At 58.7% G+C, this 26,944-nt stretch carries 25 protein-coding genes; 16 read left to right on the top strand and 9 right to left on the bottom strand.

The window, feature by feature from the left end:
* Positions 1 to 91 precede the first annotated feature (91 nt).
* From hslV to rraA, 4 genes are all read left to right on the top strand, one after another.
* Entirely contained in the window at positions 92 to 622 is a 531-nt protein-coding gene (gene hslV, locus KHQ23_RS08930; RefSeq protein ID WP_002882918.1) for an ATP-dependent protease subunit HslV, read from the top strand.
* A gap of 9 nt (positions 623 to 631) precedes the next feature.
* Positions 632 to 1,966 carry an HslU--HslV peptidase ATPase subunit gene (gene hslU, locus KHQ23_RS08925; RefSeq protein WP_002882917.1) on the top strand — a complete coding sequence of 445 codons (1,335 nt, stop codon included), beginning with the start codon at positions 632 to 634 and terminating at the stop codon, positions 1,964 to 1,966.
* A gap of 69 nt (positions 1,967 to 2,035) precedes the next feature.
* The gene (menA, locus tag KHQ23_RS08920) at positions 2,036 to 2,956 is read left to right on the top strand and encodes a 1,4-dihydroxy-2-naphthoate polyprenyltransferase (RefSeq protein WP_002882914.1); all 921 of its coding nucleotides are present in this window, start codon (positions 2,036 to 2,038) and stop codon (positions 2,954 to 2,956) included.
* 92 nt (positions 2,957 to 3,048) lie between these two features.
* Positions 3,049 to 3,534 carry a ribonuclease E activity regulator RraA gene (rraA, locus tag KHQ23_RS08915; RefSeq protein WP_002882913.1) on the top strand — a complete coding sequence of 162 codons (486 nt, stop codon included), beginning with the start codon at positions 3,049 to 3,051 and terminating at the stop codon, positions 3,532 to 3,534.
* 61 nt (positions 3,535 to 3,595) lie between these two features.
* On the opposite strand, the gene pfkA is transcribed toward rraA, so the two are convergent.
* The 3 genes from pfkA to cpxP all read right to left on the bottom strand — a co-directional run bounded on the left by pfkA (position 3,596) and on the right by cpxP (position 6,319).
* Positions 3,596 to 4,558, bottom strand: a complete 963-nt coding sequence (gene pfkA / locus KHQ23_RS08910; protein ID WP_002882911.1) for a 6-phosphofructokinase — start codon at positions 4,556 to 4,558, stop codon at positions 3,596 to 3,598.
* Between the two features lie 196 nt (positions 4,559 to 4,754).
* Positions 4,755 to 5,657 (bottom strand): CDF family cation-efflux transporter FieF, encoded by a 903-nt coding sequence (fieF, locus tag KHQ23_RS08905; RefSeq protein WP_002882907.1) that lies wholly within the window; start codon positions 5,655 to 5,657, stop codon positions 4,755 to 4,757.
* Positions 5,658 to 5,815: 158 nt separating this feature from the next.
* On the bottom strand, positions 5,816 to 6,319 hold the full coding sequence (gene cpxP, locus KHQ23_RS08900; RefSeq protein ID WP_004178004.1) for a cell-envelope stress modulator CpxP: 504 nt from the start codon (positions 6,317 to 6,319) through the stop codon (positions 5,816 to 5,818).
* 149 nt (positions 6,320 to 6,468) lie between these two features.
* On the opposite strand from cpxP, the gene cpxR reads away from it, so the two are divergent.
* Both cpxR and cpxA read left to right on the top strand, forming a co-directional pair.
* Positions 6,469 to 7,167 carry an envelope stress response regulator transcription factor CpxR gene (cpxR, locus tag KHQ23_RS08895; RefSeq protein WP_002882901.1) on the top strand — a complete coding sequence of 233 codons (699 nt, stop codon included), beginning with the start codon at positions 6,469 to 6,471 and terminating at the stop codon, positions 7,165 to 7,167.
* Complete coding sequence (gene cpxA, locus KHQ23_RS08890) at positions 7,164 to 8,537, top strand: envelope stress sensor histidine kinase CpxA (RefSeq protein ID WP_002882898.1); 1,374 nt, start codon at positions 7,164 to 7,166, stop codon at positions 8,535 to 8,537. The genes cpxR and cpxA overlap by 4 nt, the downstream gene beginning before the upstream one ends.
* Before the next feature lie 66 nt (positions 8,538 to 8,603).
* Here the strand turns inward: cpxA and yiiM are convergent, their stop codons facing one another.
* Together yiiM and sodA are read right to left on the bottom strand one after the other, a co-directional pair.
* Entirely contained in the window at positions 8,604 to 9,278 is a 675-nt protein-coding gene (gene yiiM, locus KHQ23_RS08885; RefSeq protein WP_004187194.1) for a 6-hydroxyaminopurine reductase, read from the bottom strand.
* 72 nt (positions 9,279 to 9,350) lie between these two features.
* On the bottom strand, positions 9,351 to 9,971 hold the full coding sequence (gene sodA, locus KHQ23_RS08880; protein WP_002882894.1) for a superoxide dismutase [Mn]: 621 nt from the start codon (positions 9,969 to 9,971) through the stop codon (positions 9,351 to 9,353).
* A 288-nt stretch (positions 9,972 to 10,259) separates the two neighbouring features.
* Between sodA and rhaT the strand changes: the two genes are divergently transcribed.
* Positions 10,260 to 11,294 (top strand): L-rhamnose/proton symporter RhaT, encoded by a 1,035-nt coding sequence (gene rhaT / locus KHQ23_RS08875; RefSeq protein WP_002882892.1) that lies wholly within the window; start codon positions 10,260 to 10,262, stop codon positions 11,292 to 11,294.
* A 32-nt stretch (positions 11,295 to 11,326) separates the two neighbouring features.
* Here the strand turns inward: rhaT and rhaR are convergent, their stop codons facing one another.
* A complete protein-coding gene (gene rhaR, locus KHQ23_RS08870) occupies positions 11,327 to 12,172 on the bottom strand; it encodes an HTH-type transcriptional activator RhaR (RefSeq protein WP_002882891.1) in 846 nt (281 codons plus the stop codon).
* Between the two features lie 73 nt (positions 12,173 to 12,245).
* Positions 12,246 to 13,082 carry an HTH-type transcriptional activator RhaS gene (gene rhaS, locus KHQ23_RS08865; RefSeq protein ID WP_002882888.1) on the bottom strand — a complete coding sequence of 279 codons (837 nt, stop codon included), beginning with the start codon at positions 13,080 to 13,082 and terminating at the stop codon, positions 12,246 to 12,248.
* A 310-nt stretch (positions 13,083 to 13,392) separates the two neighbouring features.
* Here rhaS (KHQ23_RS08865) and rhaB point away from each other — a divergent pair, with 310 nt between their 5' ends.
* The 9 genes from rhaB to rhaM all read left to right on the top strand — a co-directional run bounded on the left by rhaB (position 13,393) and on the right by rhaM (position 23,374).
* Complete coding sequence (gene rhaB / locus KHQ23_RS08860; protein ID WP_032435724.1) at positions 13,393 to 14,859, top strand: rhamnulokinase; 1,467 nt, start codon at positions 13,393 to 13,395, stop codon at positions 14,857 to 14,859.
* Positions 14,856 to 16,115 (top strand): L-rhamnose isomerase, encoded by a 1,260-nt coding sequence (gene rhaA, locus KHQ23_RS08855; protein ID WP_004150375.1) that lies wholly within the window; start codon positions 14,856 to 14,858, stop codon positions 16,113 to 16,115. Before rhaB ends, rhaA begins: the two co-directional genes overlap by 4 nt.
* Before the next feature lie 149 nt (positions 16,116 to 16,264).
* Positions 16,265 to 17,095: a rhamnulose-1-phosphate aldolase gene (gene rhaD, locus KHQ23_RS08850; protein WP_002882882.1), complete on the top strand. Its 831-nt coding sequence runs from the start codon at positions 16,265 to 16,267 to the stop codon at positions 17,093 to 17,095.
* Between the two features lie 81 nt (positions 17,096 to 17,176).
* Complete coding sequence (rhaS, locus tag KHQ23_RS08845) at positions 17,177 to 18,163, top strand: rhamnose ABC transporter substrate-binding protein (protein WP_002882880.1); 987 nt, start codon at positions 17,177 to 17,179, stop codon at positions 18,161 to 18,163.
* A 145-nt stretch (positions 18,164 to 18,308) separates the two neighbouring features.
* A complete protein-coding gene (locus KHQ23_RS08840) occupies positions 18,309 to 19,820 on the top strand; it encodes a sugar ABC transporter ATP-binding protein (protein WP_004150373.1) in 1,512 nt (503 codons plus the stop codon).
* Positions 19,817 to 20,824 carry an ABC transporter permease gene (locus tag KHQ23_RS08835; RefSeq protein ID WP_004181621.1) on the top strand — a complete coding sequence of 336 codons (1,008 nt, stop codon included), beginning with the start codon at positions 19,817 to 19,819 and terminating at the stop codon, positions 20,822 to 20,824. Before KHQ23_RS08840 ends, KHQ23_RS08835 begins: the two co-directional genes overlap by 4 nt.
* Positions 20,821 to 21,825: an ABC transporter permease gene (locus KHQ23_RS08830; RefSeq protein WP_002882873.1), complete on the top strand. Its 1,005-nt coding sequence runs from the start codon at positions 20,821 to 20,823 to the stop codon at positions 21,823 to 21,825. Before KHQ23_RS08835 ends, KHQ23_RS08830 begins: the two co-directional genes overlap by 4 nt.
* An 89-nt stretch (positions 21,826 to 21,914) precedes the next feature.
* Positions 21,915 to 23,063, top strand: coding sequence for a lactaldehyde reductase (gene fucO / locus KHQ23_RS08825; protein ID WP_025368577.1), 1,149 nt, complete (start codon positions 21,915 to 21,917; stop codon positions 23,061 to 23,063).
* The gene (gene rhaM, locus KHQ23_RS08820) at positions 23,060 to 23,374 is read left to right on the top strand and encodes an L-rhamnose mutarotase (protein WP_004181618.1); all 315 of its coding nucleotides are present in this window, start codon (positions 23,060 to 23,062) and stop codon (positions 23,372 to 23,374) included. Before fucO ends, rhaM begins: the two co-directional genes overlap by 4 nt.
* A 37-nt stretch (positions 23,375 to 23,411) precedes the next feature.
* On the opposite strand, the gene KHQ23_RS08815 is transcribed toward rhaM, so the two are convergent.
* Both KHQ23_RS08815 and KHQ23_RS08810 read right to left on the bottom strand, forming a co-directional pair.
* The gene (locus tag KHQ23_RS08815; RefSeq protein WP_004178015.1) at positions 23,412 to 24,677 is read right to left on the bottom strand and encodes an MFS transporter; all 1,266 of its coding nucleotides are present in this window, start codon (positions 24,675 to 24,677) and stop codon (positions 23,412 to 23,414) included.
* Positions 24,678 to 24,718: 41 nt separating this feature from the next.
* Positions 24,719 to 26,842 carry an alpha-galactosidase gene (locus tag KHQ23_RS08810; protein WP_025368578.1) on the bottom strand — a complete coding sequence of 708 codons (2,124 nt, stop codon included), beginning with the start codon at positions 26,840 to 26,842 and terminating at the stop codon, positions 24,719 to 24,721.
* Positions 26,843 to 26,944: the final 102 nt, after the last annotated feature.

Below are 26,944 nucleotides of genomic sequence, written 5' to 3'. Positions count from 1 at the left end.
AACCCTCAAAATCCCCCCCATCTATAATTGCATTCGGCCCCGCGGACAGCGCGGGGCCCCTGTTCCGCTTTTGCAACCAAGGGGTCTGCTCGTGACTACAATTGTAAGTGTTCGCCGTAACGGCCATGTTGTTATTGCCGGTGATGGCCAGGCCACGCTGGGCAACACCGTGATGAAGGGCAATGTGAAGAAAGTGCGTCGTCTGTACAACGACAAAGTGATTGCCGGTTTCGCTGGCGGCACCGCCGACGCCTTCACGCTGTTCGAACTGTTTGAACGTAAACTGGAAATGCACCAGGGCCATCTGGTGAAGGCCGCCGTTGAGCTGGCCAAAGACTGGCGAACTGACCGGATGTTGCGCAAACTGGAAGCGCTGCTGGCCGTCGCGGACGAAAACGCGTCGCTTATCATCACCGGTAACGGTGACGTGGTACAGCCGGAAAACGATTTGATTGCTATCGGCTCCGGCGGTCCTTACGCCCAGGCCGCGGCCCGCGCGCTGTTGGAAAATACCGATATGGGCGCGCGCGACATCGCCGAGAAAGCGTTGGATATTGCAGGTGATATCTGCATCTATACCAACCATTTCCACACCATCGAAGAATTACCTTCTAAAGCGTAAGGATCTCCCATGTCTGAAATGACCCCACGCGAAATTGTCAGCGAACTGGACAAACACATTATCGGTCAGGACGCCGCCAAGCGTTCTGTTGCTATCGCCCTGCGTAACCGCTGGCGTCGGATGCAGCTTAACGAAGAGCTGCGTCATGAAGTCACGCCGAAAAACATTCTGATGATCGGCCCAACCGGCGTCGGTAAAACCGAAATCGCCCGTCGTCTGGCAAAACTGGCTAACGCGCCGTTTATCAAAGTTGAAGCGACGAAGTTCACCGAAGTGGGCTATGTCGGTAAAGAAGTGGACTCCATCATCCGCGATTTGACCGATGCGGCGATCAAAATGGTTCGCATGCAGTCCATCGATAAGAACCGTTACCGCGCGGAAGAGCTGGCGGAAGAGCGCGTGCTCGACGTGCTGATCCCACCGGCGAAGAACAACTGGGGCCAGACTGAGCCGTCGCAGGAACCGTCTGCAGCGCGCCAGGCGTTCCGTAAAAAACTGCGTGAAGGCCAGCTGGACGATAAAGAGATTGAAATCGATCTCGCTGCGGCGCCGATGGGCGTTGAAATCATGTCCCCTCCGGGCATGGAAGAGATGACCAGCCAGTTGCAGTCTATGTTCCAGAACCTCGGCGGCCAGAAGCAGAAACCGCGTAAGCTGAAAATCAAAGACGCGATGAAGCTTCTGATTGAAGAAGAAGCGGCCAAACTGGTCAATCCGGAAGAGCTGAAGCAGGAAGCCATCGACGCTGTAGAGCAGCACGGTATCGTCTTTATCGACGAAATCGACAAAATCTGTAAGCGCGGCGGCAACACCTCCGGCCCGGACGTCTCCCGCGAAGGCGTACAGCGCGACCTGCTGCCGCTGGTGGAAGGCTGCACCGTCTCCACCAAACATGGGATGGTCAAGACCGACCACATCCTGTTTATCGCCTCCGGCGCATTCCAGGTGGCCAGCCCATCCGATCTGATCCCGGAACTGCAGGGGCGTCTGCCGATCCGCGTTGAGCTGAAGGCGCTGACCACCCACGACTTCGAGCGCATCCTGACCGAGCCGAATGCCTCCATCACCGTGCAGTACAAGGCGCTGATGGCGACCGAAGGGGTGAACATCGAATTCACCGAAGACGGCATCAAGCGCATCGCCCAGGCCGCATGGCAGGTAAACGAAACCACCGAGAACATCGGTGCGCGTCGCCTGCACACCGTGCTGGAGCGCCTGGTGGAAGATATCTCCTATGATGCCAGCGAGATGAACGGCCAGACCGTCACTATCGATGCCGAATATGTGAGTAAACACCTGGATGTTCTGGTGGCAGATGAAGATCTGAGCCGTTTTATCCTATAATCCGGTGCAATGCATTTTCATCACTGTTGATGGGGGCTATCGCCCCCATTTTTATTGGCTAAAATAACTATGACTGATATCAGCCGTTCACAGGCGTGGCTGGAAAGCCTGCGTCCTAAAACGTTACCGCTGGCATTTGCCGCGATTATTGTTGGCACCGTCCTTGCCTGGGAGCAGGGCCATTTTGATCCCTGGGTTGCCCTGCTGGCGCTGATCACCGCCGGCTTGCTGCAAATTCTTTCCAACCTCGCCAATGACTACGGCGACGCGGTTAAGGGGAGCGATAAACCGGATCGCATCGGGCCGCTGCGCGGGATGCAGAAAGGGGTGATTACCCCCCAGCAGATGAAGCGCGCCCTGATCGTCACCGTCGTACTCATCTGCCTGTTTGGTCTGGCGCTGCTGTGCGCCGCCTGGCAGAGCGTCGGCGATTTCATCGGCTTCCTCGCCCTGGGAGGCCTGTCTATCGTGGCCGCCATCACCTACACGGTGGGCACCCGTCCGTATGGATATATTGGTCTGGGTGATATCTCAGTACTCGTTTTCTTCGGCTGGCTGAGCGTCCTCGGCAGCTGGTATCTGCAAGCCCATAATGTGGAAGCGGCCATTTTTCTGCCGGCGACAGCCTGCGGTCTGCTGGCGACCGCCGTGCTGAACATCAATAATCTGCGCGATATCGACAGCGACCGGCAGAACGGGAAGAACACCCTCGCCGTGCGCCTGGGCCCGGTCAATGCCCGCCGCTATCATGCCTGCCTGCTGCTCGGCGCCCTGCTGTGTCTGGCGCTGTTTAACCTGCTGGCGCTGCATTCAGCCTGGGGCTGGCTGTTTATTCTCGCCACGCCGCTGCTGGTGAAACAGGCGCGCTACGTCCTGCGCGAATCCGATCCGCTGGCGATGCGGCCAATGCTCGAAAAGACGGTCAAAGGGGCCTTACTGACCAACCTGCTGTTTGTTATCGGAATTATTGCCAGTAAGCTGATGGCTTAAATGACAAATATCAATTAACAATTGATGATTTTGCCAACAATGCGATTCGCGGGATATACTAAAAACTCTCGCAGCAACTGAACGTTAAGCCTATGAAATACGATACTTCCGAGCTTTGTGACATCTACCAGGAAGATGTCAACGTCGTGGAACCGCTGTTCTCTAACTTTGGAGGACGGTCGTCGTTTGGTGGACAGATCATTACGGTTAAATGTTTCGAGGATAACGGGTTGCTCTACGATCTGCTCGAGCAGAATGGCCGTGGTCATATTCTCCTGATCGACGGCGGCGGCTCAGTACGACGCGCGTTAATTGACGCAGACCTGGCGCGTCTGGCCGTCCAGAATGAATGGGAAGGGTTGGTGGTCTATGGCGCGGTGCGCCAGGTTGACGACCTTGAGGAGCTGGACATTGGTATTCAGGCGCTGGCGGCGATTCCGGTCGGCGCGGCTGGCGAAGGCATCGGCGAAAGCGACGTGCGCGTCAATTTCGGCGGGGTGACTTTCTTCTCCGGCGACCATCTGTATGCCGATAACACCGGGATGATCCTGTCGGAAGACCCGCTGGATATCGAATAAACCTTCCGCCATAAAAAAGGCCTTCTCCATGAGAAGGCCTTTTGTTTATCCGGCGCGTAACTTAGTACAGTTTCTTCGCGCAATCCAGCCAGTCGTTCTTGAACGGACGCTTCATGTTCTCGATGGCATCGATGATGTCGTGGTGCACCAGCTTCTCGTTCTGGATGCCGACGCAACGGCCGCCATGGCCCTGCAGCAGCAGCTCAATCGCATAGGCGCCCATGCGGGAAGCCAGGATGCGGTCGTAAGGAACCGGGGAACCGCCGCGCTGAATGTGGCCGAGGACGGTGGCGCGAGTTTCACGGCCAGTCTCTTTCTCGATGTAGCTTGCCAGCTCGTCAACGTCGCACATGTGCTCGGTGATGGCCACGATAGCGTGTTTTTTCCCTTTCGCGATACCGGCTTTGATTTCTGCCACCAGATCGTCACGGGTATATTCCACTTCAGGCACCATGATGAACTCACAGCCGCCGGCAATCGCCGCCGCCAGGGTCAGGTCGCCACAGTAACGGCCCATCACTTCCACCACGGAGATACGCTGGTGCGAAGAGGAGGTGTCGCGCAAACGGTCAATCGCTTCCACCACGGTGCTCAGGGCAGTAAAGAAGCCGATGGTGTAGTCAGTGCCTTTGATATCGTTGTCGATGGTGCCCGGCAGGCCGATGCATGGGAAGCCCATCTCGGTCAGGCGCATCGCCCCCATATAGGAACCGTCACCGCCGATAACCACCAGCGCGTCCAGGCCGCGCTTCTTCATGTTTTCGATAGCCACAGCGCGGATGTGTTCTTCGCGGAATTCCGGGAAGCGAGCGGAGCCCAGGAAGGTGCCGCCGCGGTTGATCATGTCGGAAACGCTGTAACGGTCGAGCTGAACCATACGGTCTTCATACAATCCGAGGTAACCGTCATAGATTCCAAAAACTTCCAGACCTTCCGTTAATGCCGCGCGCACAACGCCACGAATTGCTGCGTTCATGCCCGGCGCATCACCGCCACTTGTCAACACACCGATTTTCTTAATCATGACTACCTCTGAACTTAGGAAGCAAAAAATAATTCTGTTGCCTGAAGCGCTCCCTCACCAGGAGTGCACGACGCTAATGACAATAGTATATCAAACGCCTCAAGCTGAATTGATTCAGGTCAGACCAAACGGCGGTAATTTATACAAAAAATGCCGATCTGCCCCACATTTTTACATCGAGTTTACAGACTATAACCTAACGCTCAAAAAAGCCCTGCTGCGCCGCTGGCACCACAGAGCTGGGATCCTGATGGATAATGACATCGGACCCCGGGAAACGGCGCAGAATCGCCTGCTCCACCTGGTCTGCAATCACGTGGGCTTGCACCAGCGGGAGGTTATCTTCCATTTCCAAATGAATCTGAATAAAGCGGGTCGGCCCTGACTGCCGCGTTCGTAGATCGTGCGCCCCGCGGATGCCGGGCCATGCGGTCACGATGGTGATAATGTCCTGACGCTCCTCGTCAGGCAAGGCGCGGTCGAGTAGTGACTGAACCGCCTCATAGCCCATCCGCAGCGCGCTATATAAAATATAGATGCCAATCCCCAGGGCAAACAACGCGTCGGCGCGATGCCAGCCGTACCAGGATAGGCCCAGCGCCACCAGAATGGCGCCGTTCATCATAACATCAGACTGATAATGAAGCATATCCGCCCGCACCGCCTGGCTCTGGGTTTTTCGCACCACCCAGCGCTGGAAAGTCACCAGCGCCAGCGTACTAACGAGGGCGATCAATGTGACGACGACCCCGACGCCGGCGGCCTGCAGCGGCTCCGGGCGCACCAGGTGCTGAATGCCGGTGAGAAACAGGAACAGCGCCGAGCCGGAGATAAACATGCTTTGCGCCAGCGCCGCCAGCGACTCCGCTTTGCCATGACCAAAGGTATGTTCTTCATCAGCAGGCTGTAGCGAATAGCGAACCACCAGCAGGTTGGTCAGCGAGGCGGCAATGTCCACCAGCGAATCCACCAGCGCAGCCAGAATACTGACAGAACCGGTATACCACCACGCAAAAATTTTGATCAAAAGTAACGCGGAGGCCATAGCCGTCGCGGCGATAGCGGCGCGGCTCACCAACCGGCCATAAGATTGATTCATATAGGCTCCTTCTCCTGCAATGCGCTTAGTATAACCCGAACTTGTGACGCTCACGGGATAGGCGAAGGAGTTGATTTACCGTAAAAAGGGCAAAAAAAACCCCCACATCATGTGGGGGAAGACAGGGATGGTGTCTATGGCAAGGAAAACAGGGTTTGTTACTGGGGTTGCAGGGTGTTGCTACTACTCGAAAGCATCATCGCTGAGCCTTTCTGCATCCTTGCAACCTCACGCAACTGATCCATACGCTGCTGGTGCTTAGCATTTAAAACCGCTTGCTGCTCTGGCGTAAGCAGGTGGTACATTTGGTTGCGAACCTTAGCCATCTCGACCTGGCGGGCAACCTGTTCCTGCGCCATCTTTTCTGCCTGAGCGCGCACAGCGTTTTCATCAAAATTTTCTGCGGTGACAAGGCGATGCATTGTCTCCATTTCGCTAACATTAACGGGGAGCCTGTCGTGGCGTGCCCGTTGCATAAGATCCCGTAACTGCTGACGTTGCTGCTCGGTTAAACTTATGCCGTCAAACATATGGCTTTGGCTACCGCGCTGTCCCCCTTCGTCTCCGGGGAGCCAGTTAACGCTGGTAACGACTTCAGCGGCCTGGCTATATGCACTTAGCGCCAGCGTTGAGGCCATGACGGCAGCGATAACATTGCGCATCACATACTCCCAAAACGTTTGTGTCGCGATTCAACGAGAGACAGTCTACGATTCAGGCTGCAAACATGCGTCAGGGGGTGTAAAACAACGTAAAGTCATGGATTAGCGGGCCTTGATGACGTAATTTCTGCCTCGGAGGTATTTAAACAATGAATAAAATCCTGTTAGTTGATGATGACCGGGAGCTCACCTCCCTGTTAAAAGAGCTGCTCGATATGGAAGGTTTTAACGTGCTGGTGGCCCATGATGGGGAACAGGCGCTGGCCCTTCTGGACGACAGCGTTGATTTATTGCTGCTCGACGTGATGATGCCGAAGAAAAACGGTATCGATACGCTGAAAGAGCTGCGTCAGACACACCAGACTCCGGTTATCATGCTAACAGCGCGCGGAAGCGAGCTGGATCGCGTTCTCGGCCTCGAGCTGGGCGCGGATGACTATTTGCCTAAGCCATTCAACGATCGCGAGCTGGTGGCCCGTATACGCGCGATTCTGCGCCGTTCCCACTGGAGCGAGCAGCAGCAGACGACCGAAGCCGGCTCACCAACCCTGGAAGTGGATGCCTTAAGCCTCAATCCGGGCCGCCAGGAAGCCAATTTCGATGGCCAGACGCTGGAGCTCACCGGCACCGAGTTCACCCTGCTCTATCTGTTAGCGCAGCATCTCGGTCAGGTAGTCTCCCGTGAGCATTTAAGCCAGGAAGTGTTAGGCAAGCGCCTGACGCCGTTCGACCGCGCCATCGATATGCATATTTCCAACCTGCGGCGTAAGCTGCCGGAGCGCAAAGATGGCCATCCGTGGTTTAAAACGCTGCGTGGCCGCGGGTATCTGATGGTTTCCGCTTCATGATTGGAAGTTTGACTGCACGCATCTTCGCCATCTTCTGGCTCACGCTGGCGCTGGTGTTGATGCTGGTGCTGATGTTGCCCAAACTGGATTCCCGGCAGATGACCGAGCTGCTGGAAAGCGAGCAGCGTCAGGGCATCATGATCGAGCAGCACGTCGAGGCCGAGCTGGCCAACGATCCGCCAAACGACCTGATGTGGTGGCGTCGTTTGTTTCGCGCCATCGATAAATGGGCGCCTCCGGGACAACGCCTGCTGCTGGTGACCAGCGAAGGCCGCGTGATCGGCGCAGAACGCAACGAAATGCAGATCATTCGTAACTTTATCGGCCAGGCCGATAACGCCGATCATCCGCAGAAAAAACGCTATGGCCGCCTGGAAATGGTGGGCCCGTTTTCCGTCCGGGACGGGGAGGATAACTATCAGCTCTATCTGATTCGTCCCGCCAGCACCTCACAATCCGACTTTATCAACCTGCTGTTTGACCGGCCGCTGCTGCTGCTGATCGTCACGATGCTGGTCAGCGCCCCGCTGCTGCTGTGGCTGGCGTGGAGCCTGGCGAAACCGGCGCGTAAGCTGAAAAATGCCGCCGATGAAGTCGCCCAGGGCAACCTGCGCCAGCATCCGGAGCTGGAAGCCGGGCCGCAGGAGTTTTTAGCCGCTGGCGCCAGTTTTAACCAGATGGTGACGGCCCTGGAGCGGATGATGACCAGCCAGCAGCGGCTGCTGTCCGATATCTCGCACGAGCTGCGCACGCCGCTTACGCGCCTGCAATTAGGTACCGCCCTGCTGCGTCGCCGCAGCGGAGAGAGTAAGGAGCTGGAGCGTATCGAAACTGAAGCGCACCGGCTGGACAGCATGATCAACGACCTGCTGGTGATGTCGCGCAATCAGGCGAAAAACGCCCTGGTCAGCGAGACGGTGAAAGCCAATCAGCTATGGAACGAAGTGTTGGACAATGCGGCCTTTGAAGCTGAGCAGATGGGGAAATCTTTCACCGTTGAGTATCCGCCGGGCCCATGGCCGCTGTACGGTAACCCTAATGCGCTGGAAAGCGCGCTGGAGAATATCGTGCGCAACGCCCTGCGCTACTCGCATACGAAAATTTCCGTCAGCTTCTCGGTGGATAAAGACGGGATTACGGTTAACGTCGATGACGACGGCCCGGGAGTCAGCCCGGAGGATCGCGAACAGATTTTCCGGCCATTCTACCGGACCGACGAGGCGCGCGACCGCGAGTCCGGCGGCACCGGCCTGGGGCTGGCGATTGTCGAAACCGCTATTCAGCAGCACCGCGGCTGGGTGAAGGCCGACGACAGCCCGCTGGGTGGTCTGCGTTTAACAATCTGGCTGCCGCTGTATAAACGAACCTGACGCCGACCCGGCCTGCGCTGTGCGGCGCTGCGCCGGGAGCATCCCGGGAATACTTAATATGGGGGATTATTTCCCCCATAATCTCCGCGAACTATCCTCTATCTTGCCGCTTAAACGCCGTTTCTGCATCGTTCGGCTCCAGCTAACAGACAGGCCCGCTGCCGACAATAAGCGGTGGTACTGATCATCATCAAACGGCATCTGCCAGGCAATCGCCCCGGCCTCATGAACGCTGACATCACTCAGCCGGGAAACCAGCTCGAGCGGCGCATCGCTGGAAACTTGCCCTCCGGCAATCACCCGGTACAGCCAGCCGGTTTTTCCGCTGTTTTGCATCAGCTGCGCCATATCATTGATCGCAAAATGAAAGTTGAGCTTGAAGCACGGCGATCGCGGCTGGGTGACCTGGATCAGCGCCTCGCCCCAGCGAAAAATATCGCCGATATAAACGTTTTGCTCGGTAAGCCCGGTGGTGGAGAGGTTTTCGCCGAACGCCGGCGCGCAGAACCGCTCGGCCTGCTGGGGGAAGTCACGGATCCAGTCGGCATAGTGTTCACGCGGATAATGACACAGCGCGCGGTCCGGCCCGCCGTGGATTTTCTTCTCCGCCTGCTGGTCCCCATCGAGACCGAGATCGCCGAGCTGCAATTCTCCGTCGACCTGGATTTTGTCGATCGCGCTGGGGCGACTGCCCACGTAGTCCCTGATTTTGCCGACAAAGACATTCACCGGATAATGCATGGCTGCTCTCCTTGCTACAGATATAAAAAAAGCGAGTCATCAGACTCGCTTCTCTTTTAGCGCAATGCAACCTTATTTTTTGGCGGCAAAACGCGCTGCAGCTTCGTCCCAGTTCACTACGTCCCAGAAGGCTTTGATGTAGTCCGGGCGGCGGTTCTGGAATTTCAGGTAGTAAGCGTGTTCCCAGACGTCCAGGCCGATAATCGGGAAGCCGGAAGCGCCGGAAATGGCTTCGCCCATCAGCGGGGAATCCTGGTTGGCGGTGGAGACAACGGCCAGTTTGTCACCTTTCAGGACCAGCCACGCCCAGCCGGAGCCGAAACGGGTAGCAGCGGCTTTTTCGAATTCCGCTTTGAAGTTCTCCACGGAACCGAAATCGCGCTCGATAGCCGCTTTCAGGTCGCCCTGCAGGGTGGTACCGGTTTTCAGGCCTTTCCAGAACAGGCTGTGGTTCGCGTGGCCGCCGGCGTTGTTACGCAGTACGGTTTTTTTGTCAGCCGGCAGCTGATCCAGCTTGGTAATCAGCTCTTCAGCGGACAGGTTAGCGAACTCCGGCAGGCTTTCCAGCGCGGCGTTGGCATTGTTCACGTAGGTCTGGTGGTGTTTAGTGTGATGGATCTCCATCGTCTGCTTGTCGAAGTGCGGTTCCAGAGCATCGTAAGCGTAAGGCAGGGATGGCAGGGTATAGCTCATAATCATCTCCATTATTGTCGAGCGGCTCAAGTGTTAACGCCGCGTAAGCAGTTTGTCCATTATAGTTAATTAAATGGTATTGAAAATGCTTATCAATGCCGTATTTTTCATATGGATATAACCAGAAGAAATACCCGTCGTTTTGTGATGTAGAACAACTAATTAAGCCCATGGTTGCCAGGGTTCGCCATCCTGTGGCAACGTCCTGAAGGCGGCCAAAGCGGCCAATTTTTACACTCATCCCATCGGAAGCCGCCGTCTCCGATAAAAAAGATGAGGATAAAATCAATGAACCACGCGATTACGATGGGTATTTTTTGGCATTTGATAGGGGCCGCCAGTGCCGCCTGTTTCTATGCCCCGTTCAAGAAAGTAAAACACTGGTCGTGGGAAACCATGTGGTCGGTCGGGGGGATCGTCTCCTGGCTGATTCTGCCCTGGGCCATCAGCGCCACGCTGTTACCCGACTTCTGGGCCTACTACCGCTCTTTTAGCGCCTCCACGCTGCTGCCGGTCTTTCTGTTCGGCGCCATGTGGGGCATTGGTAATATCAACTATGGCCTGACCATGCGCTATCTTGGCATGTCGATGGGGATTGGCATCGCCATTGGCATCACGCTGATTGTCGGCACGCTGATGACGCCGATTATTAACGGTCAGTTTGCAGTGCTGATGCACACCCAGGGCGGTCAAATGACGCTGCTCGGCGTGCTGGTGGCGGTGATTGGCGTCGGCATCGTCACCCGCGCAGGCCAGCTGAAAGAGCGCAAAATGGGCATCAAAGCCGAAGAGTTCAATCTGAAGAAAGGGCTTCTGCTGGCGGTAATGTGCGGTATCTTCTCCGCAGGGATGTCGTTCGCGATGAACGCCGCCAAACCGATGCATGATGCCGCCGCGGCGCTCGGCGTCGACCCGCTGTACGCAGCGCTGCCAAGCTACGTGGTGATTATGGGCGGCGGGGCGCTGGTTAACCTTGGCTTCTGCTTTATTCGTCTGGCGAAAGTGAAGAACCTGTCAGTCAAAGCCGATTTCTCGCTGGCCAAACCGCTTATCATCAGCAACCTTCTGCTCTCCGCCCTCGGCGGTCTGATGTGGTATCTCCAGTTCTTCTTCTATGCCTGGGGCCACGCCAGCATTCCGGCGCAGTATGATTATATGAGCTGGATGCTGCACATGAGTTTCTACGTGCTGTGCGGCGGTGTGGTGGGTCTGGTGCTGAAGGAGTGGAACAATGCCGGCCGTCGTCCGGTGAGCGTCCTGAGCCTCGGCTGCGTGGTGATTATCATCGCCGCCAATATCGTCGGTCTGGGAATGGCCAGTTAATCACCGGATCATCTGCCTGACAACGACGCTCTTCAGGCGGCGGCGCGACTGCGCTGCCGCCATTGCCCCGGCGACATGCCGATTTCCCGGCTAAAAACCACCGAAAAGTAGTTACTGTCCTCAAAGCCGCACTGCATGGCGATATCGCCGATTAAGCGCTCGGTATGCTGCAGCAGATACTGCGCATGGCAGATCCGCAGCTGGCGTAAATAGTGATTGATGGTCATCCCGGTTTGCTGGCGAAACTGCTGGCGAAGCGCCCGCTCGCTGCCGCCCTCCTGCTCGCAGAAACGCTCCAGAACAAAGGGGCGGCTAAGGCTGGCCGCCAGCGCGGCCAGCAGTTTGTCCAGCAGCGCTTCGCGCTGCGTCGCCGCGGGATCATCCGTCGCGTAGCGATGGCGCTGCAACGTCAGCGCCAGCTGGGCAAAAAGCAGTTCGGCCATCGCATTTCCCTGCGCGTCGCGCCGGGCGCACTCATGCTCAAGCTGGCTAATCACCTGGCGCGCCTGCGCCATACCTGTGCTGCCCATGCGCCAGTGGGGCTTCCACGGCGTGCCGAAGAGGCCAGGGATCGCCCCGGCCCAGTCAAAATTGAGCTGCAGCCGCTCCGGGCAATAGATGATGTTCTGCAGAACCAGATCGTTAACGGAAGCATAGGAGTGTTTATCTTCGGCGCGAATGTAGAACAGATCGCCGCGGGTAATGCGCCAGGGGCGATCGTTAAGGACGTGCAGCCCGTTGCCTCGCCACACCAGCACCAGCTCGCAGAACTCATGGGTATGTTCGGCAAAGACATTTTGCGGGTAGCGGTCTGCCACCGCCACTGCCTGTGTGGCGGAAGGGAAAAACTCCTCTTTACGTAAAATCAGACCGGCCACGGCTCACACTCCAAACGCGGATAACGGCGCATTATTCGCGTTTTTAGTCTGCAATACGTTGACTCTTCTCGCGTTACTGAAGAATGGCGTCGCGCCCCTGACGGATATCGCGCGGCGACCAGTCGAACTCCCGGCGAAAAAGCGTCGAAAAGTGGTTACTGTCGCCGAAGCCGCAGCGATAAGCGATATCAGTCACGCTTTCATCGCTGTGGCGCAGCAGGTGGCGGGCTTTCATCAGGCGCACCCGATTAAGATAGCGCTGTGGCGTCAGACCGGTCTGCTGCTTCAGCTGGCGGTGCAGCGTACGCAGCGACAGCGAAAACTGCGCCGCCACCTCCTCCCAGCAGATCTCCTGCGCAAAATGGTCTTCGAGCCAGGCCAACAGCTGATTCAGCCGCGCATCGTTGTTGGTGGCCTCTTCCGCAAGGCTGCTTTTACGTAACAGCACCAGCAGCTGCATAAACAGGATCTCACGGCTGGCGACGGCATGAGTATCCGTATCGCTCCCCACGGCCTCGATCTGCGCCACGATATGCCGCACCTGTTGCAGGACGGTTTGATTCACCCGCCAGTGCGAGGGGTAGTTTCCTTCCTGTTCCTGGGGCAGTAGTTGACTGACCCCGGCGAGAAAGCGAAACGCATCCGGCGCGCGATAGAGCACATTGGTCAGACACAGATTATCCGTGTGCTCGTAAAGATGGCGGTCGTGATCGCGGATAAAACAGACCGAACCGCCGCCAATGGTGTAGGGCTGGCCATTGAAGACGTGAATACCCGATCCCTGCTCCACGATAACTATTTCATGGAAATCATGGTGATGTTCCGGAAAGGCCGACTGAGGGAGGCGGGGTTCAATAGCCACCGTCGAGATCCCGGCCTTAAAGAAATCCGTACTGTGCAATATGGTCATGATGCCACCCTCGTAATGAGAAAAATTATCAGTCACCGGCTGATAGTAATGAAGGGTTGGCTATCCGGCCTTCAATTTTTGACCGCGAAATTCGTAAATCCTGCCGCTTTTTCAAGAATCAGCCGGAAAGATGCGGAACTGCGGAGGCCATCACATCCCCCTCGCCATCCCCTAAAACCGCAAACTGTGATGTCCCTCACGGTCACCTTTGCTTTCTTGCCAGCGGCCAGTTTTGGCTGTCCGTAACGAGAAGGTGTCAGTAAACGGCCTTTTTTAGACTGCGGACAATGATTTTAAGAAGGATCGTTTCATGAGTATTCGTCATTGTGTCGCTGTCGATTTAGGCGCCTCCAGCGGGCGGGTGATGCTCGCCAGCTATCAGCCCGGGCCGCGCGCCCTGACGCTGCGCGAAATTCATCGCTTCACCAATAGTCTGCAGAAAGTAGACGGCTTCGACTGCTGGGATGTAGATAGCCTGGAAGGCGAGATCCGCCGCGGGCTGGAGAAAGTGTGTGAGCAGGGCATTCTGATAGACAGTATCGGCATCGATACCTGGGGGGTAGATTATGTCCTGCTGGATAAGCAGGGCCAGCGCGTCGGGCTGCCGATCGCCTATCGTGACGACCGCACCCAGGGCCTGCTGCGTCACGCTGAAGCGCAGCTGGGCCGGGCGGAAATCTATCGCCGCAGCGGCATTCAGTTTTTGCCGTTTAACACGCTTTATCAGCTGCGCGCGCTGGTGGAGCAGCAGCCGGAGTTGGTCAGTCAGGCTGCCCATGCCCTGCTGATCCCCGACTATTTCAGCTTCCGCCTGACCGGCAATCTGAACTGGGAATATACCAACGCCACCACCACCCAGCTGGTCAATATTAACAGCGATAGCTGGGATGAGACGCTGCTGAACTGGACCGGCGCGCCGTTGGCGTGGTTCGGAAAGCCGACCCACCCCGGCAATGTGATAGGCCACTGGATCTGCCCGCAGGGTAACCGAATTCCGGTAGTCGCTGTCGCCAGCCACGACACCGCCAGCGCGGTGATCGCCTCCCCGCTGGCCGACCGCCATGCCGCCTATCTCTCCTCCGGCACCTGGTCGCTGATGGGGTTTGAAAGCCTGACGCCGTACACCTGCGACGCGGCGCTGCAGGCCAATATCACCAACGAAGGCGGAGCCGAAGGCCGCTATCGGGTGCTGAAAAATATCATGGGCCTGTGGCTGCTGCAGCGGGTGCTAAAAGAGCAAAACATCAGCGACCTGCAGGGGCTGATCGCCCGCACCGCCGCGCTACCGGCGTGCCGCTTCATAATTGACTGCAACGATGACCGCTTTATCAACCCGGCCAGTATGAGCGCCGAGATCCAGGCCGCCTGTCGCGACGCCGGGCAGCCGGTTCCTGAAAGCGATGCCGAACTGGCGCGCTGCATTTTCGACAGCCTGGCGCTGCTCTACGCCCGGGTGCTTAACGAGCTGGCGGCGCTGCGCGGCCAGCCCTTCAGCCAGCTGCATATCGTCGGCGGCGGCTGTCAGAACACGCTGCTCAACCAGCTGTGCGCTGACGCCTGCGGGATCGCCGTCGTGGCCGGCCCGATAGAGGCCTCCACCCTCGGCAATATCGGCATCCAGTTAATGACCCTCGACGAGCTGGCCAATGTCGATGAGTTTCGTCAGGTAGTGCGCGGCAACGCGGCGCTCACCACTTTTACCCCCAATCCTGATAGTGAAATTGCCCGTTTCGTGGCGCAGTTTCAGCCACAACAGACCAAGGAGCTTTGCGCATGACCACTCAACTTGAACAAGCCTGGGAAATTGCTAAGCAGCGCTACGCCGCCGTCGGCGTGGATGTCGAGGAGGCCCTGCGCCAGCTGGACCGTCTGCCCGTCTCCATGCACTGCTGGCAGGGTGACGACGTCGCCGGTTTCGAAAACCCGGCGGGAAGCCTGACCGGTGGCATCCAGGCGACCGGCAACTACCCGGGCAAAGCGCGCAATGCAGAAGAACTCCGCGCCGACCTTGAGCAGGCGCTGAGCCTGATCCCGGGGCCAAAGCGTCTCAATCTGCACGCTATTTACCTGGAATCCGACGCGCCGGTAGCGCGCAATGAGATTAAGCCGGAGCACTTTAAAAACTGGGTTACGTGGGCGAAAGCCAACAAACTGGGGCTGGATTTCAACCCCTCCTGCTTCTCGCATCCGCTGAGCGCCGACGGCTTTACCCTGTCGCACGCCAACGATGAGATCCGCCAGTTCTGGATCGACCACTGCAAAGCCAGCCGCCGCGTATCCGCTTATTTTGGCGAACAGCTGGGCACGCCGTCGGTGATGAATATCTGGGTGCCGGACGGCATGAAGGATATAACCGTTGACCGCTTCGCCCCGCGCCAGCGGCTGCTGAACGCCCTTGATGAGGTGATCAGCGAGAAGCTCGACCCGGCGCACCATATCGACGCCGTGGAGAGCAAGCTGTTCGGCATCGGCGCCGAAAGCTACACCGTCGGCTCCAACGAGTTCTATATGGGTTACGCCACCAGCCGTCAGACGGCGCTGTGCCTCGATGCCGGCCACTTCCATCCGACGGAAGTGATCTCCGACAAGATCTCCGCCGCCATGCTCTACATCCCGCGCCTGCTGCTGCACGTCAGCCGCCCGGTGCGCTGGGACAGCGACCACGTGGTGCTGCTGGATGATGAAACCCAGGCCATCGCCAGCGAAATCATTCGCCATAACCTGTTTGACCGCGTGCACATCGGCCTCGACTTCTTCGATGCCTCCATCAACCGCATCGCGGCCTGGGTGATTGGCACCCGCAATATGAAAAAAGCGCTGCTGCGCGCCCTGCTGGAACCGACCGCCCAGCTGCGCCAGCTGGAGAACGACGGCGATTACACCGCCCGCCTGGCGCTGCTCGAAGAGCAAAAATCGCTGCCGTGGCAGGCCATCTGGGAGATGTACTGTCAGCGTCACGACACGCCGGCGGGCAGCCAGTGGCTGGACAGCGTACGGGCTTATGAGAATGCGGTTCTGAGCCAGCGCGGGTAATGCACGAGCTTCCCCGGGTCGCGGCTGACGCCTTACCCGGGCTACGAACCGGTAGCCCGGATAAGCCGTTTACGGCGCAATCCGGGGGCACGCACATATTTAGGGTGAGGGGGTCAACCCCGCACCGAATCAACAGGAAAGACAAGACTATGCAGACCATTATCGACGCCTGGTTCGTCCAGGGCATGATCAAAGCCACCTCCGACGCCTGGCTGAAAGGCTGGGACGAACGCAACGGCGGCAACCTGACGCTGCGTCTGGATGAAGCGGATATCGAACCTTACGCGGCGGATTTCCACGCCAAACCGCGCTATATCGCCCTCAGCCAGCCGATGCCAACCCTGGCCAACCAGCCGTTTATCGTCACCGGCTCCGGCAAATTCTTCCGTAACGTCCAGCTCGACCCGGCCGCTAACCTCGGCGTGGTGAAGGTCGACAGCGACGGCGCGGGATACCATATCCTGTGGGGCCTGACGGAGGATGCCGTCCCGACCTCCGAGCTGCCGGCACACTTCCTGTCGCACAGCGAGCGCATCAAACTGACCGGCGGCAAAGACCGGGTGATCATGCACTGCCATGCCACCAACCTGATCGCCCTGACCTATGTTCTGGAGAACCACAGCGATCTTTTCACCCGTAAGCTGTGGGAAGGTAGCACCGAATGTCTGGTGGTCTTCCCGGATGGCGTCGGCATTCTGCCGTGGATGGTGCCGGGCACCGATGAAATCGGCCAGGCGACCGCCGAAACCATGCAAAAACACTCGCTGGTGCTGTGGCCGTTCCACGGCGTCTTCGGCAGCGGCCCCACGCTGGATGAGACCTTCGGCCTGATCGATACCGCCGAGAAGTCCGCCGAGGTGCTGGTGAAAGTCTTGTCGATGGGCGGGATGAAGCAGACCATCACCCGCGACGAGCTTATCGCCCTTGGCAAACGCTTCAACGTGCAGCCGCTACAGTCCGCTTTAGATCTTTATCCATAACAACATCGCGCCCCGCTCACCGAGACGGGGCGAAATATCACCTGCAAACCCTACAAAACTAACTCATGTGGAGTAAAAGCAATGAAAACAAAGACAAGCTTGATCCTCACCGTTGCCGCCCTGGCGTTGTCCGGTTCCGCCTTAGCCGAAGTTAAAATCGCCCTTGTGGCGAAATCGCTGGGAAATGGCTTCTTCGAAGCCGCCAACGTTGGCGCCCAACAGGCAGCCAAGGAGTTAGGTGATGTCAAAGTGATCTACACCGGCCCGACCACTACCACCGCCGAGGCGCAGATCGACGTGCTGAACGGGTTGATCGCCCAGGGGGTGGATGCGATCGCCATTTCCGCCAACGATCCGGACGCGGTGGTGCCGGTGCTGAAAAAAGCGATGCAGCGCGGCATCAAGGTGGTCTCATGGGACTCCGGCGTGGCGCCGGCAGGCCGTCAGATCCATCTTAACCCCTCAAATAACGCCTTAATTGGCGAAACCAACGTCAAGCTTGCCGCCGATGCGCTGCAGGCGCTGAACGTTGAGAAAGGCGAGGTGGCCGTGTTAAGCGCCACCCCAACCTCCACGAACCAGAACATCTGGATTGAGGAGATGAAAAAGGTGCTACCGCAGTATCCGTCGGTGCAGCTGGTCACCGTCGCCTACGGTGACGATCTGTCGGATAAAAGCTACCGCGAAGCGGTGGGTCTGCTGAAATCATATCCGGACCTGAAAGTCATTGTCTCGCCGTCGTCGGTGGGGATTGTTGCCGCCGCGCAGGCGGTGAAGGACCAGGGCAAAATCGGCAAAGTGTATGTCACCGGGCTGGGGCTGCCGTCGGAAATGGCCGGCGCGATCAAGTCCGGCGCCAGCAAAAGCTTCGCCATCTGGAACCCGATTGACCTGGGCTACGCCGCCACCTATCTGGCCGACGATTTAGTCAAAGGCACGGCGACCAAAACCGAAGCCAGTATGGGCAAGCTGGGCAAAGTGAAGCTGGACGCCGAGGGGAATGGCGCGATGGCCAAGCCGTTTGTCTACGATGCGAGCAACATCGATAAGTTCTCGAAAATTTTCTAATCCTTGTTCCCTCACCCCGGCCCTCTCCCGGAGGGAGAGGGGGAACGGCTGGCCCTCTGCGCGATGCGGCCAGCGGACGCCGGACCGTTCCCTCGCCCCTGTGGGGGAGGGTTAGGGTGAGGGGTGATTTTTGTGGAGAACTATCATGTCAGCATCAACGCCACTGCTGTCGCTGAAGGGGATCACCAAGATTTTTCCCGGTGTGCGCGCCCTTGAGAACGTGCAGCTTGATCTCTGGCCCGGCAAAGTGACCGCCTTAATTGGCGAAAACGGCGCGGGGAAATCCACGCTGGTCAAAGTGATGACCGGTATTTATCAGCCCGAAGAGGGCGAGATCCTCTATAAAGCGATCCCCATTCATCTGCCAACGCCGGAGTCGGCGCATAAGGTAGGGATCACCGCCATTCACCAGGAAACCGTGCTGTTTGACGAACTCTCGGTCAGCGAAAACATTTTCGTCGGCCAGTATCTGTATAAGGGACTGCTCAAAACGCTCGACTGGCCGGCGATGCACCGCAGAGCCAACGAGATCCTCACCCGGCTGGAAGTCCAGATCGACCCGCGAGCCACGCTGAAAACCCTCAGCATCGCCCAGCGTCACATGGTGGCGATTGCCCGGGCGCTGGCTTTCGACGCCCAGGTGGTGATCCTCGATGAGCCGACCGCCGCGCTTTCCCAGCATGAAATCCTCGAGTTTTATCACATCGTTGAGCGTCTGAAGCAGGACGGCAAAGCGATCCTGTTTATCTCGCATAAGTTCGATGAAATCTTCGAGCTGGCCGATTATTACACCATCCTGCGCGATGGGGTGTACGTCAGCTCCGGGGCGATAAGCGACATCACCGAAGAGCGGATGGTGTCGATGATGGTGGGCCGGGCGATCAGCCAAACCTACCCGAAAGTCGACTGCACACCCGGAGAAACGGTGCTGGAGGTGACCGATCTCTGTCATCCTACCGAGTTTGCCCATATCAGCTTCCGCCTGCGCAAGGGAGAAATTCTCGGCTTTTACGGCCTGGTGGGCGCCGGACGCACCGAGCTGATGCAGGCGCTCTCCGGTGTCTCGCGCCCCTCCTCCGGCGAGATCCGCCTGAACGGCAGAACCATGCGCTTTCACCAGCCCGCCGACGCCATCCGCGCGGGCATCGTCTGCGTGCCGGAAGAGCGGCAGAAACAGGGAGCGATCATCGCCCTGCCTATCGCCCAGAACATCAGTTTACCGCAGCTCAGCAAGCTCAACCCTAACGGCGTCCTGAACGACGCCCGGGAATGGCGGCTGGCCGACGAGTACGCCTCGCGCCTGCAGGTAAAAGCCTTCAGCTGGCGGCAGCCGGTGGAGACCCTCTCCGGCGGCAACCAGCAGAAAGTGGTGATTGGCAAATGGCTGGCGACCCAGCCCGAGGTGATCATTCTCGATGAGCCGACCAAAGGCATCGATATCGGCTCAAAGGCCGCCGTGCATCAGTTTATGTCCGAGCTGGTCAGCCAGGGGCTGGCGGTGATTATGGTGTCGTCAGAGCTGCCGGAAGTGATGGGCATGGCCGACCGGATTATCGTAATGCACGAAGGGCTGATGGTCGCCGAGTACCGGGCCGGGGAAGCGACGGCGGAAACCATCGTTAGCGCCGCCAGCGGCATCGGCCAGGAGGCGGCATGATGGGACACGCATGGCTGAAACATCGCGAAGCGCTGCTGGCGGTGGTCATTATTTTGATGATCGGAGCCATCGGCAGCCGGGCGCCGTCGTTCGTTTCACCGGGCAATCTGGTGGAGATGTTTAACGATACCGCCATCCTTATCATCCTCGCCCTCGGCCAGATGATGGTGTTGCTCACCAAAGGCATTGATCTGTCGATGGCCGCCAACCTGGCGCTGACCGGGATGATCGTCGCCCTGATTAACGCCCACTATCCGGGTATTCCGGTGGTAGCGCTGCTGGCGCTGGCGACTCTGCTGGGCCTGCTGATGGGAGTAATTAACGGCCTGCTGGTCTGGCGCCTCGGCATTCCCGCCATTGTGGTGACCCTGGGCACTATGAGCATTTATCGCGGCATTATCTTCCTGCTGACTGACGGCGGCTGGGTTAACTCACATCAGATGAGCGCTGATTTTCTCAGTCTGCCGCGCAGCCCCCTCCTGGGGCTGCCGCTACTGAGCTGGTGCGCCATCGCCGCGCTGCTGCTGGTGGGTTATTTCCTGCGCTACAGCCGCACCGGCCGGGCCTTATACACCGCGGGCGGCAACGCGACGGCGGCATACTACACCGGCATTAACGCCGGGAAAATGCAGTTCGTCAGCTTCTGTCTCTCCGGCGCGCTGGCCGGCTTCTGCGGCTATCTGTGGATCTCGCGCTTCGCCGTCGCCTATGTCGACGTCGCCAACGGTTTTGAACTCCAGGTGGTCGCCGCCTGCGTGATCGGCGGTATCAGCACCATGGGCGGAAGCGGACGGGTGCTGGGCTGCCTGTGCGGCGCGCTGTTCCTCGGGGTCATCAATAACGCCCTGCCAGTGATCGGCATCTCGCCCTTTTGGCAGATGGCGATTTCCGGGGCGGTGATCGTCATGGCGGTGCTGCTCAACGAGCGCGGCAATCGCGGTCACGGGCGGTTAATCCTGCGCAACGCGGCGTTAGCCCGACAGAAACAGGCGGTGAAATCATGAGCAAAATGATGGTATCTGAAGAGATGAAAAACGCCCCGGCCGCGCCGTCGCCGCTGCGCCGCCTGCTGTGCTGGGAAGGGTTTTTACTGGCGGTCACCCTGGCGGTATTTATCGGCAACGCCGTGGCTTCCCCGTACTTCCTCAATATCTGGAACCTGTCGGACGCCACCTTTACCTTTACCGAGAAGGCGATCGTCGTCCTGCCGATGGCGATGCTGATTATCGCCCGGGAAATCGATCTGTCGGTAGCCTCGACGATGGCGCTCAGCTCAACGGTGATGGGCTTCTGCGCGGCGGCGGGGATGGACACTCCGCTGCTGGTGGTCATCGGCCTGGGCGTAGGTCTGCTGTGCGGCCTGTTCAACGGCTTGCTGGTGACCCGCTTTAACCTGTCGTCCATTGTGATCACCATCGGCACCATGAGCCTGTATCGCGGCATCACCTATATCCTGCTGGGCGATCAGGCACTCAATCACTATCCGGAGAGCTTTGCCTGGTTCGGCCAGGGGTACGTGTGGGGGGCGCTCTCTTTTGAGTTTGCGCTATTTATCCTCCTCGCGGCCGCCTTCACCTTCCTGCTGCATAAAACCAACTTTGGTCGCCGGACCTACGCCATCGGCAATAACCCGACCGGCGCCTGGTTCTCTGGGATCAACGTTAAGCGTCATAACCTGGTGCTGTTCGCGCTGGTTGGGCTGATGGCCGGGCTGGCGGCGGTCCTGCTGACCTCACGGCTCGGCAGTACCCGCCCCACCCTGGCGATGGGCTGGGAGCTGGCGGTTGTCACCATGGCGGTGCTCGGCGGCGTCAATATTCTCGGCGGCTCCGGCAGCATGCCCGGGGTGATCATCGCCGCCTTTCTGATGGGGCTGGTGACCTTCGGCCTGAGCCTGCTGAACGTCCCCGGCATCGTGATGTCGGTGATTATCGGCGCCATGCTGATCGTGGTGATCTCCCTGCCGATTATTACCCGGCGGATGATGCAGCGAAGACGATGTTAATTTCCCCCTCACCCTGGCCCCCTCCCTGCGGGAGAGGGTCGGGGTGAGGGGAAACGGATTTCCCAAAATCAACATTAAGGAGAATTATCATGAGTTTTATGTTGGCACTACCTAAAATCAGCCTCCACGGCGCAGGCGCGATCGGTGATATGGTCAAGCTGGTAGCGGGCAAACAGTGGGGCAAGGCGCTGATCGTCACCGACGGTCAGCTGGTGAAGCTGGGCCTGCTGGACAGCCTGTTCGCCGCGCTGGATGAACAGCAGATGGCTTATCAGCTATTTGACGAGGTATTCCCCAACCCCACCGAAGCGCTGGTGCAGCAAGGCTATGCGGCTTACCAGGCGGCCCGCTGCGATTACCTGATCGCCTTCGGCGGCGGTAGCCCGATTGATACCGCCAAAGCGATAAAAATCCTCACCGCCAACCCAGGCCCCTCCACCGCCTACTCCGGCGTCGGCAAAGTGAAAAACGCTGGCGTGCCGCTGGTGGCCATCAACACCACCGCCGGCACGGCGGCGGAGATGACCAGCAACGCGGTAATTATCGATAGCGAGCGGCAGGTGAAAGAGGTGATTATCGACCCGAACCTGATCCCGGATATCGCCGTCGACGACGCCAGCGTGATGCTCGACATTCCGCCAGCCGTTACCGCCGCCACCGGCATGGATGCCCTGACCCACGCCATCGAGGCCTTTGTCTCCGTTGGCGCCCATCCGCTGACCGACGCCAACGCCCTCGAAGCCATCCGCCTGATCAACCTGTGGCTGCCGAAAGCGGTAGACGATGGACACGATCTGCAGGCCCGCGAGCAGATGGCGTTTGGCCAGTATCTGGCGGGCATGGCGTTCAACAGCGCCGGCCTCGGGCTGGTACATGCCCTGGCCCATCAGCCTGGCGCCACCCACAACCTGCCGCACGGGGTATGCAACGCCATCCTGCTGCCGATCATCGAAAACTTTAACCGCCCGAACGCGGTGGCGCGCTTTGCCCGCGTGGCGGAGGCGATGGGCGTCGATACTCGCGGCATGAGCGATGAAGCTGCCAGCATGGAGGCCATCAATGCCATCCGCACGCTGAGCAAACGCGTAGGGATCCCCCAGGGTTTTAGCCAGCTTGGCGTCAGCAAAGCCGATATCGAAGGCTGGCTGGATAAAGCGCTGGCCGACCCATGCGCGCCGTGTAACCCGCGCCCCGCCAGCCGCGATGAGGTTCGCGAGCTCTATCTGGAGGCCTTATGATCCGTAAAGCCTTCGTCATGCAGGTGAACCCCGACGCGCACGAGGAGTACCAGCGCCGCCATAACCCCATCTGGCCAGAGCTGGAAGCAGTGCTGAAAGCGCACGGCGCGCACCACTACGCCATCTATCTCGATAAAGAACGCCATCTCCTGTTCGCGACGGTGGAGATTGAATCGGAAGCCCGCTGGGAAGCGGTCGCCAGCACGGAAGTATGCCAGCGTTGGTGGAAATACATGCGCGAGGTGATGCCCAGCAACCCGGACAACAGCCCGCTGAGCGCGGAGCTCAAAGAAGTGTTTTATCTGGCGTAAAAATAACTGGCCTCCCTCCAGACGGGAGGCCGGTCGATTAAACGGTCATTGCATTATCGCGCAGCGGCTCGGTTTTCGTCTTACCCGCTAACGTAAACGCGGATATTAAGGTAACCGTCAGAGCAATACCACCGAGGATCATATAGGTCTCCTGGAAACCGATCCGATCGTACATATTGCCGGCGAAGGCGGAGAGGAAGATCGCTGCCACCTGCTTGGCGAACTGGAAGCCCACCAGGTAAATGGTCGCCGACAGCCGGACGTCAAACACGCCGGTGATGTATTTAAAGGCGCCCACCAGCAGGAACGGCACCTCCAGCGCATGGAGCATTTTCAACGCTACGACTTCCGCGGCGGTGGTGGCGAAGGAAGAGCCAATCATTCTTGCCGCCATCACCATCCCGGCGATCAGCAGGGTATTCTTCGCTCCGATACGGTTAATAATCCACGGCGAGCTGAACATAATGATGGCGTTACATATTTCTCCCGCGGTGGTGGCGAAACCAAAGGCGCGGGTGCCCGCTTCCGGGGTCGCGAAGAACGATTTGAAGAAGGTGGCGAACTGCTGATCGAAAACGTCATACACGCAGGCCACGCCGATAACATACAGAATAAACATCCACATCTTACGCTGGCGGAACATGCGCACCGCCGTTTTTAAATCGATCGCCGGGCGATTGGCGCCGAGCGAGTCCATTACCTGCGCGGACTGACTGGCCTGCGGTTTGGCGATGGCCACCAGCACCACCAGCAGCAGCGCGGCGGCCGACCCCATCCAGAACACCCATTCGGGATTAATGCTGAACAGCATTCCGGCGGTGGTCGCGCACAGCGCCCATCCCAGGCAGCCAAAGGTGCGCGCCTTGCCGTATTCAAACCCGCTGTTGCGGCTTACCCGTTCGATATAGGCCTCCATCGCGCCGGCGCCTGCGGAGAATACAAAGCCGATATAGGCGCCGCCGCTCAGCGCCCCGAGCCAGATATTGGTTTTCAGCAGCGGAGCGAAAACATAAAGGAAGAAGGGAGCAATCAGCACCAGCAGAACGGTCACGATCCACATCAGGTGTTTTTTCAGCCCCAGCTTGTCAGAGATCACTCCGAGGATCGGCTGGAAACAGATGGCGAACAGCGACAGGCTGGAGAAAACGAGGCCGGTTTCGGTTTTATTCAGGCCGATGACGTCCGACAGCCAGATCGGCAGAAACGGAAAGCAGGTGGCCATGATGAAGAAGTAGAGAAAGAAGAACAGCCCGAAAATCCAGAAGTTGGGGTTGTTTTTGTGGGTACAGACGGTCGGGTTCATTATATTTTCCTCAAGAAGGGCCGCAGCGCGGCCCGATACCATCACACGCGTTGCAGACCAATCAGAATGGCGCTTTCCGGGTCGAGGATGGGTAGCGCCAGCCCCGCCTGCTGCAGCCACTCTCCGCTCACCGTCTGCGGCGTCGTCATCCATGCCGGCAGCTTACGCATGGTGTGGCCGCCCTCACCGGTGATCTGAATGTTCGGATGATCGAGGAGCGTCACCTGATAGCGGGCGCTCGCCTCCAGGCCCGCCAGGCGCAGGGGCGCCATCAGGGTGTAGTCCGGCATCGCCAGCTGGCTAACGAGGAAGATCGCCTGCGCTTTATCCGGGCTGACGACGCCATGGGCAAGGGTGGTGGCGTCCGGCATATCTATTCGCCACTGCACGCCGTGATGGATCACGTCGCGCCACTGTTTATGCAGGGCCGCATATTTTCGGTATCCGGCGCGCTCTTCTTCATCGGCGCTCACCGGATCCAGCTCAAGGCCCATATGACCGAACAGCGCCGTCAGGCCGCGGAAGGCGATACTATGCTGGCGGAAGGTGGCATGACAGTGGCGATTGCCAATATGCGCGCCCATTACCTCGGGTGGAAAGAAGTAGCTCATGCCGCGCTGGATGGTGTTGCGCTCAAGGGCGTCATTGTTGTCAGACGCCCAGAAGCGATGGCTGCGTTTGAGGACTTCATAATCGATCCGTCCGCCGCCGGAGGAGCAGGATTCAAATTCAATGTGCGGGAAACGGGCCACCAGCGTATCCAGCAGGCGGTAAAACTGGCGCGTTTGCGCGTCCGCAGCGGCGCGTCCCTGATGCCCAGGCTGCACCAGCTCGCGGTTCATATCCCACTTCACGTAGTCCACCGCATGCTCGCCCAGCAGCCAGCTCATCCGCTCCAGCAGATAATCAAACGCTTCGGGAATGTTGAGGTTCAGGACAAACTGATGGCGGCCGGTCAGCGGGGTATAGCCCGGCAGCGCCAGCACCCAGTCCGGGTGCGCCCGGTACAGATCGGAATCCGGGTTAATCATTTCCGGCTCCACCCAGATACCGAATTCCATACCCAGAGACTTCACGTGATCGATAACCGGCGTCAGGCCGTAGGGGTATTTTTTCTCATCGAGATACCAGTCGCCAAGCGCCGCCCAGTCGTCGTTGCGCCCTTTAAACCAGCCGTCATCGATAATAAAGCGCTCGACGCCCAGGGCCGCCGCTTCGTCGGCCATACGCATGATGTAGTCCGGGTCGTGGTCGAAATAGATCCCCTCCCAGGTGTTGAGATGCACCGGGCGCGGTTTGTTGCCCGGGAAACGAATAATCCGTTCGCGCAGATAACGATGGAACTGCTGGCTCATGCCGTTCAGCCCATTCGCCGAGTAGCTGGCATACAGGTACGGCGTCCACAAGGTTTCCCCTTCCGCCAGCGCCATTTCGCCCGGCAGATAGAGCGCCTCGGCCTGCAGATAGCGACGGCCATCGGTTTTCACCTCCGCCCGCAGGCGATGGTTACCGCTCCAGGCCAGATGCACGCCCCAGACTTCACCCTGCATCTCGCTAAAGGCGCGGCTGCCGGTGATCAGGGCCGGGAAATGTTCGTGAGAGGTGCGCCCGCGGCGGTTCTCCAGCACAAAGCTGTCGTGCTCAAGCGTCAGGCGGTGAGGCTGAAACTCGCGGATCCAGCGGCCATGGAAAGCCATCACCTCGCGAGCGCGTTCGGCGACCGGCAGCGTGACCGCCAGGCGATCCACCTGCCATGGGCTGGCGCGCAGATTGGTCACGCCATGGCGCACGCTCAGCACGCCGCTGGCATCCAACGCGATCTCGCTCTGCAGGCGCAGGCCGGCCTGCGGATCTTCGCTGACCAGGGTCAGCGTCTGGCCCTCGTGCCGCACTTCGCTGGTGGTGAACAGCGGAGAGGCATCCAGCCCCTGACGATGGCCTTCAATGCCCGGCGCGCCAAACAGACCATGGCCCAGCTCCGCCATTAAGGTCACTGGCGAATCGACATCCAGTCTACCGTTGGCGACCGGGCGCGTCAGGCTGTCGGCATCCTGCGGCGAAAAGTGGCTTAAATGCGGTCCCCAGTAGACAATTTCGGCGAAAGGGCGGCTTTTAATTACAATATCGGCACCGGCGCTTTGCAGGTGAATCAGCGAATCAGACATCAGACATCTCCATCACAAGGAATGTCTTACTGTTGATCCGAAACGTTTCGGATGCCAACCAAAACGTTTCGGATCCGTGATCGGCTTCAGAATTACGGGTTA

Source organism: Klebsiella sp. 64 (genome assembly GCF_018223915.1).
Lineage (GTDB): Bacteria > Pseudomonadota > Gammaproteobacteria > Enterobacterales > Enterobacteriaceae > Klebsiella > Klebsiella pneumoniae.
Note: the sequence above shows the minus strand (reverse complement) of the source record. Positions and strands in the feature narration are given on the sequence as shown.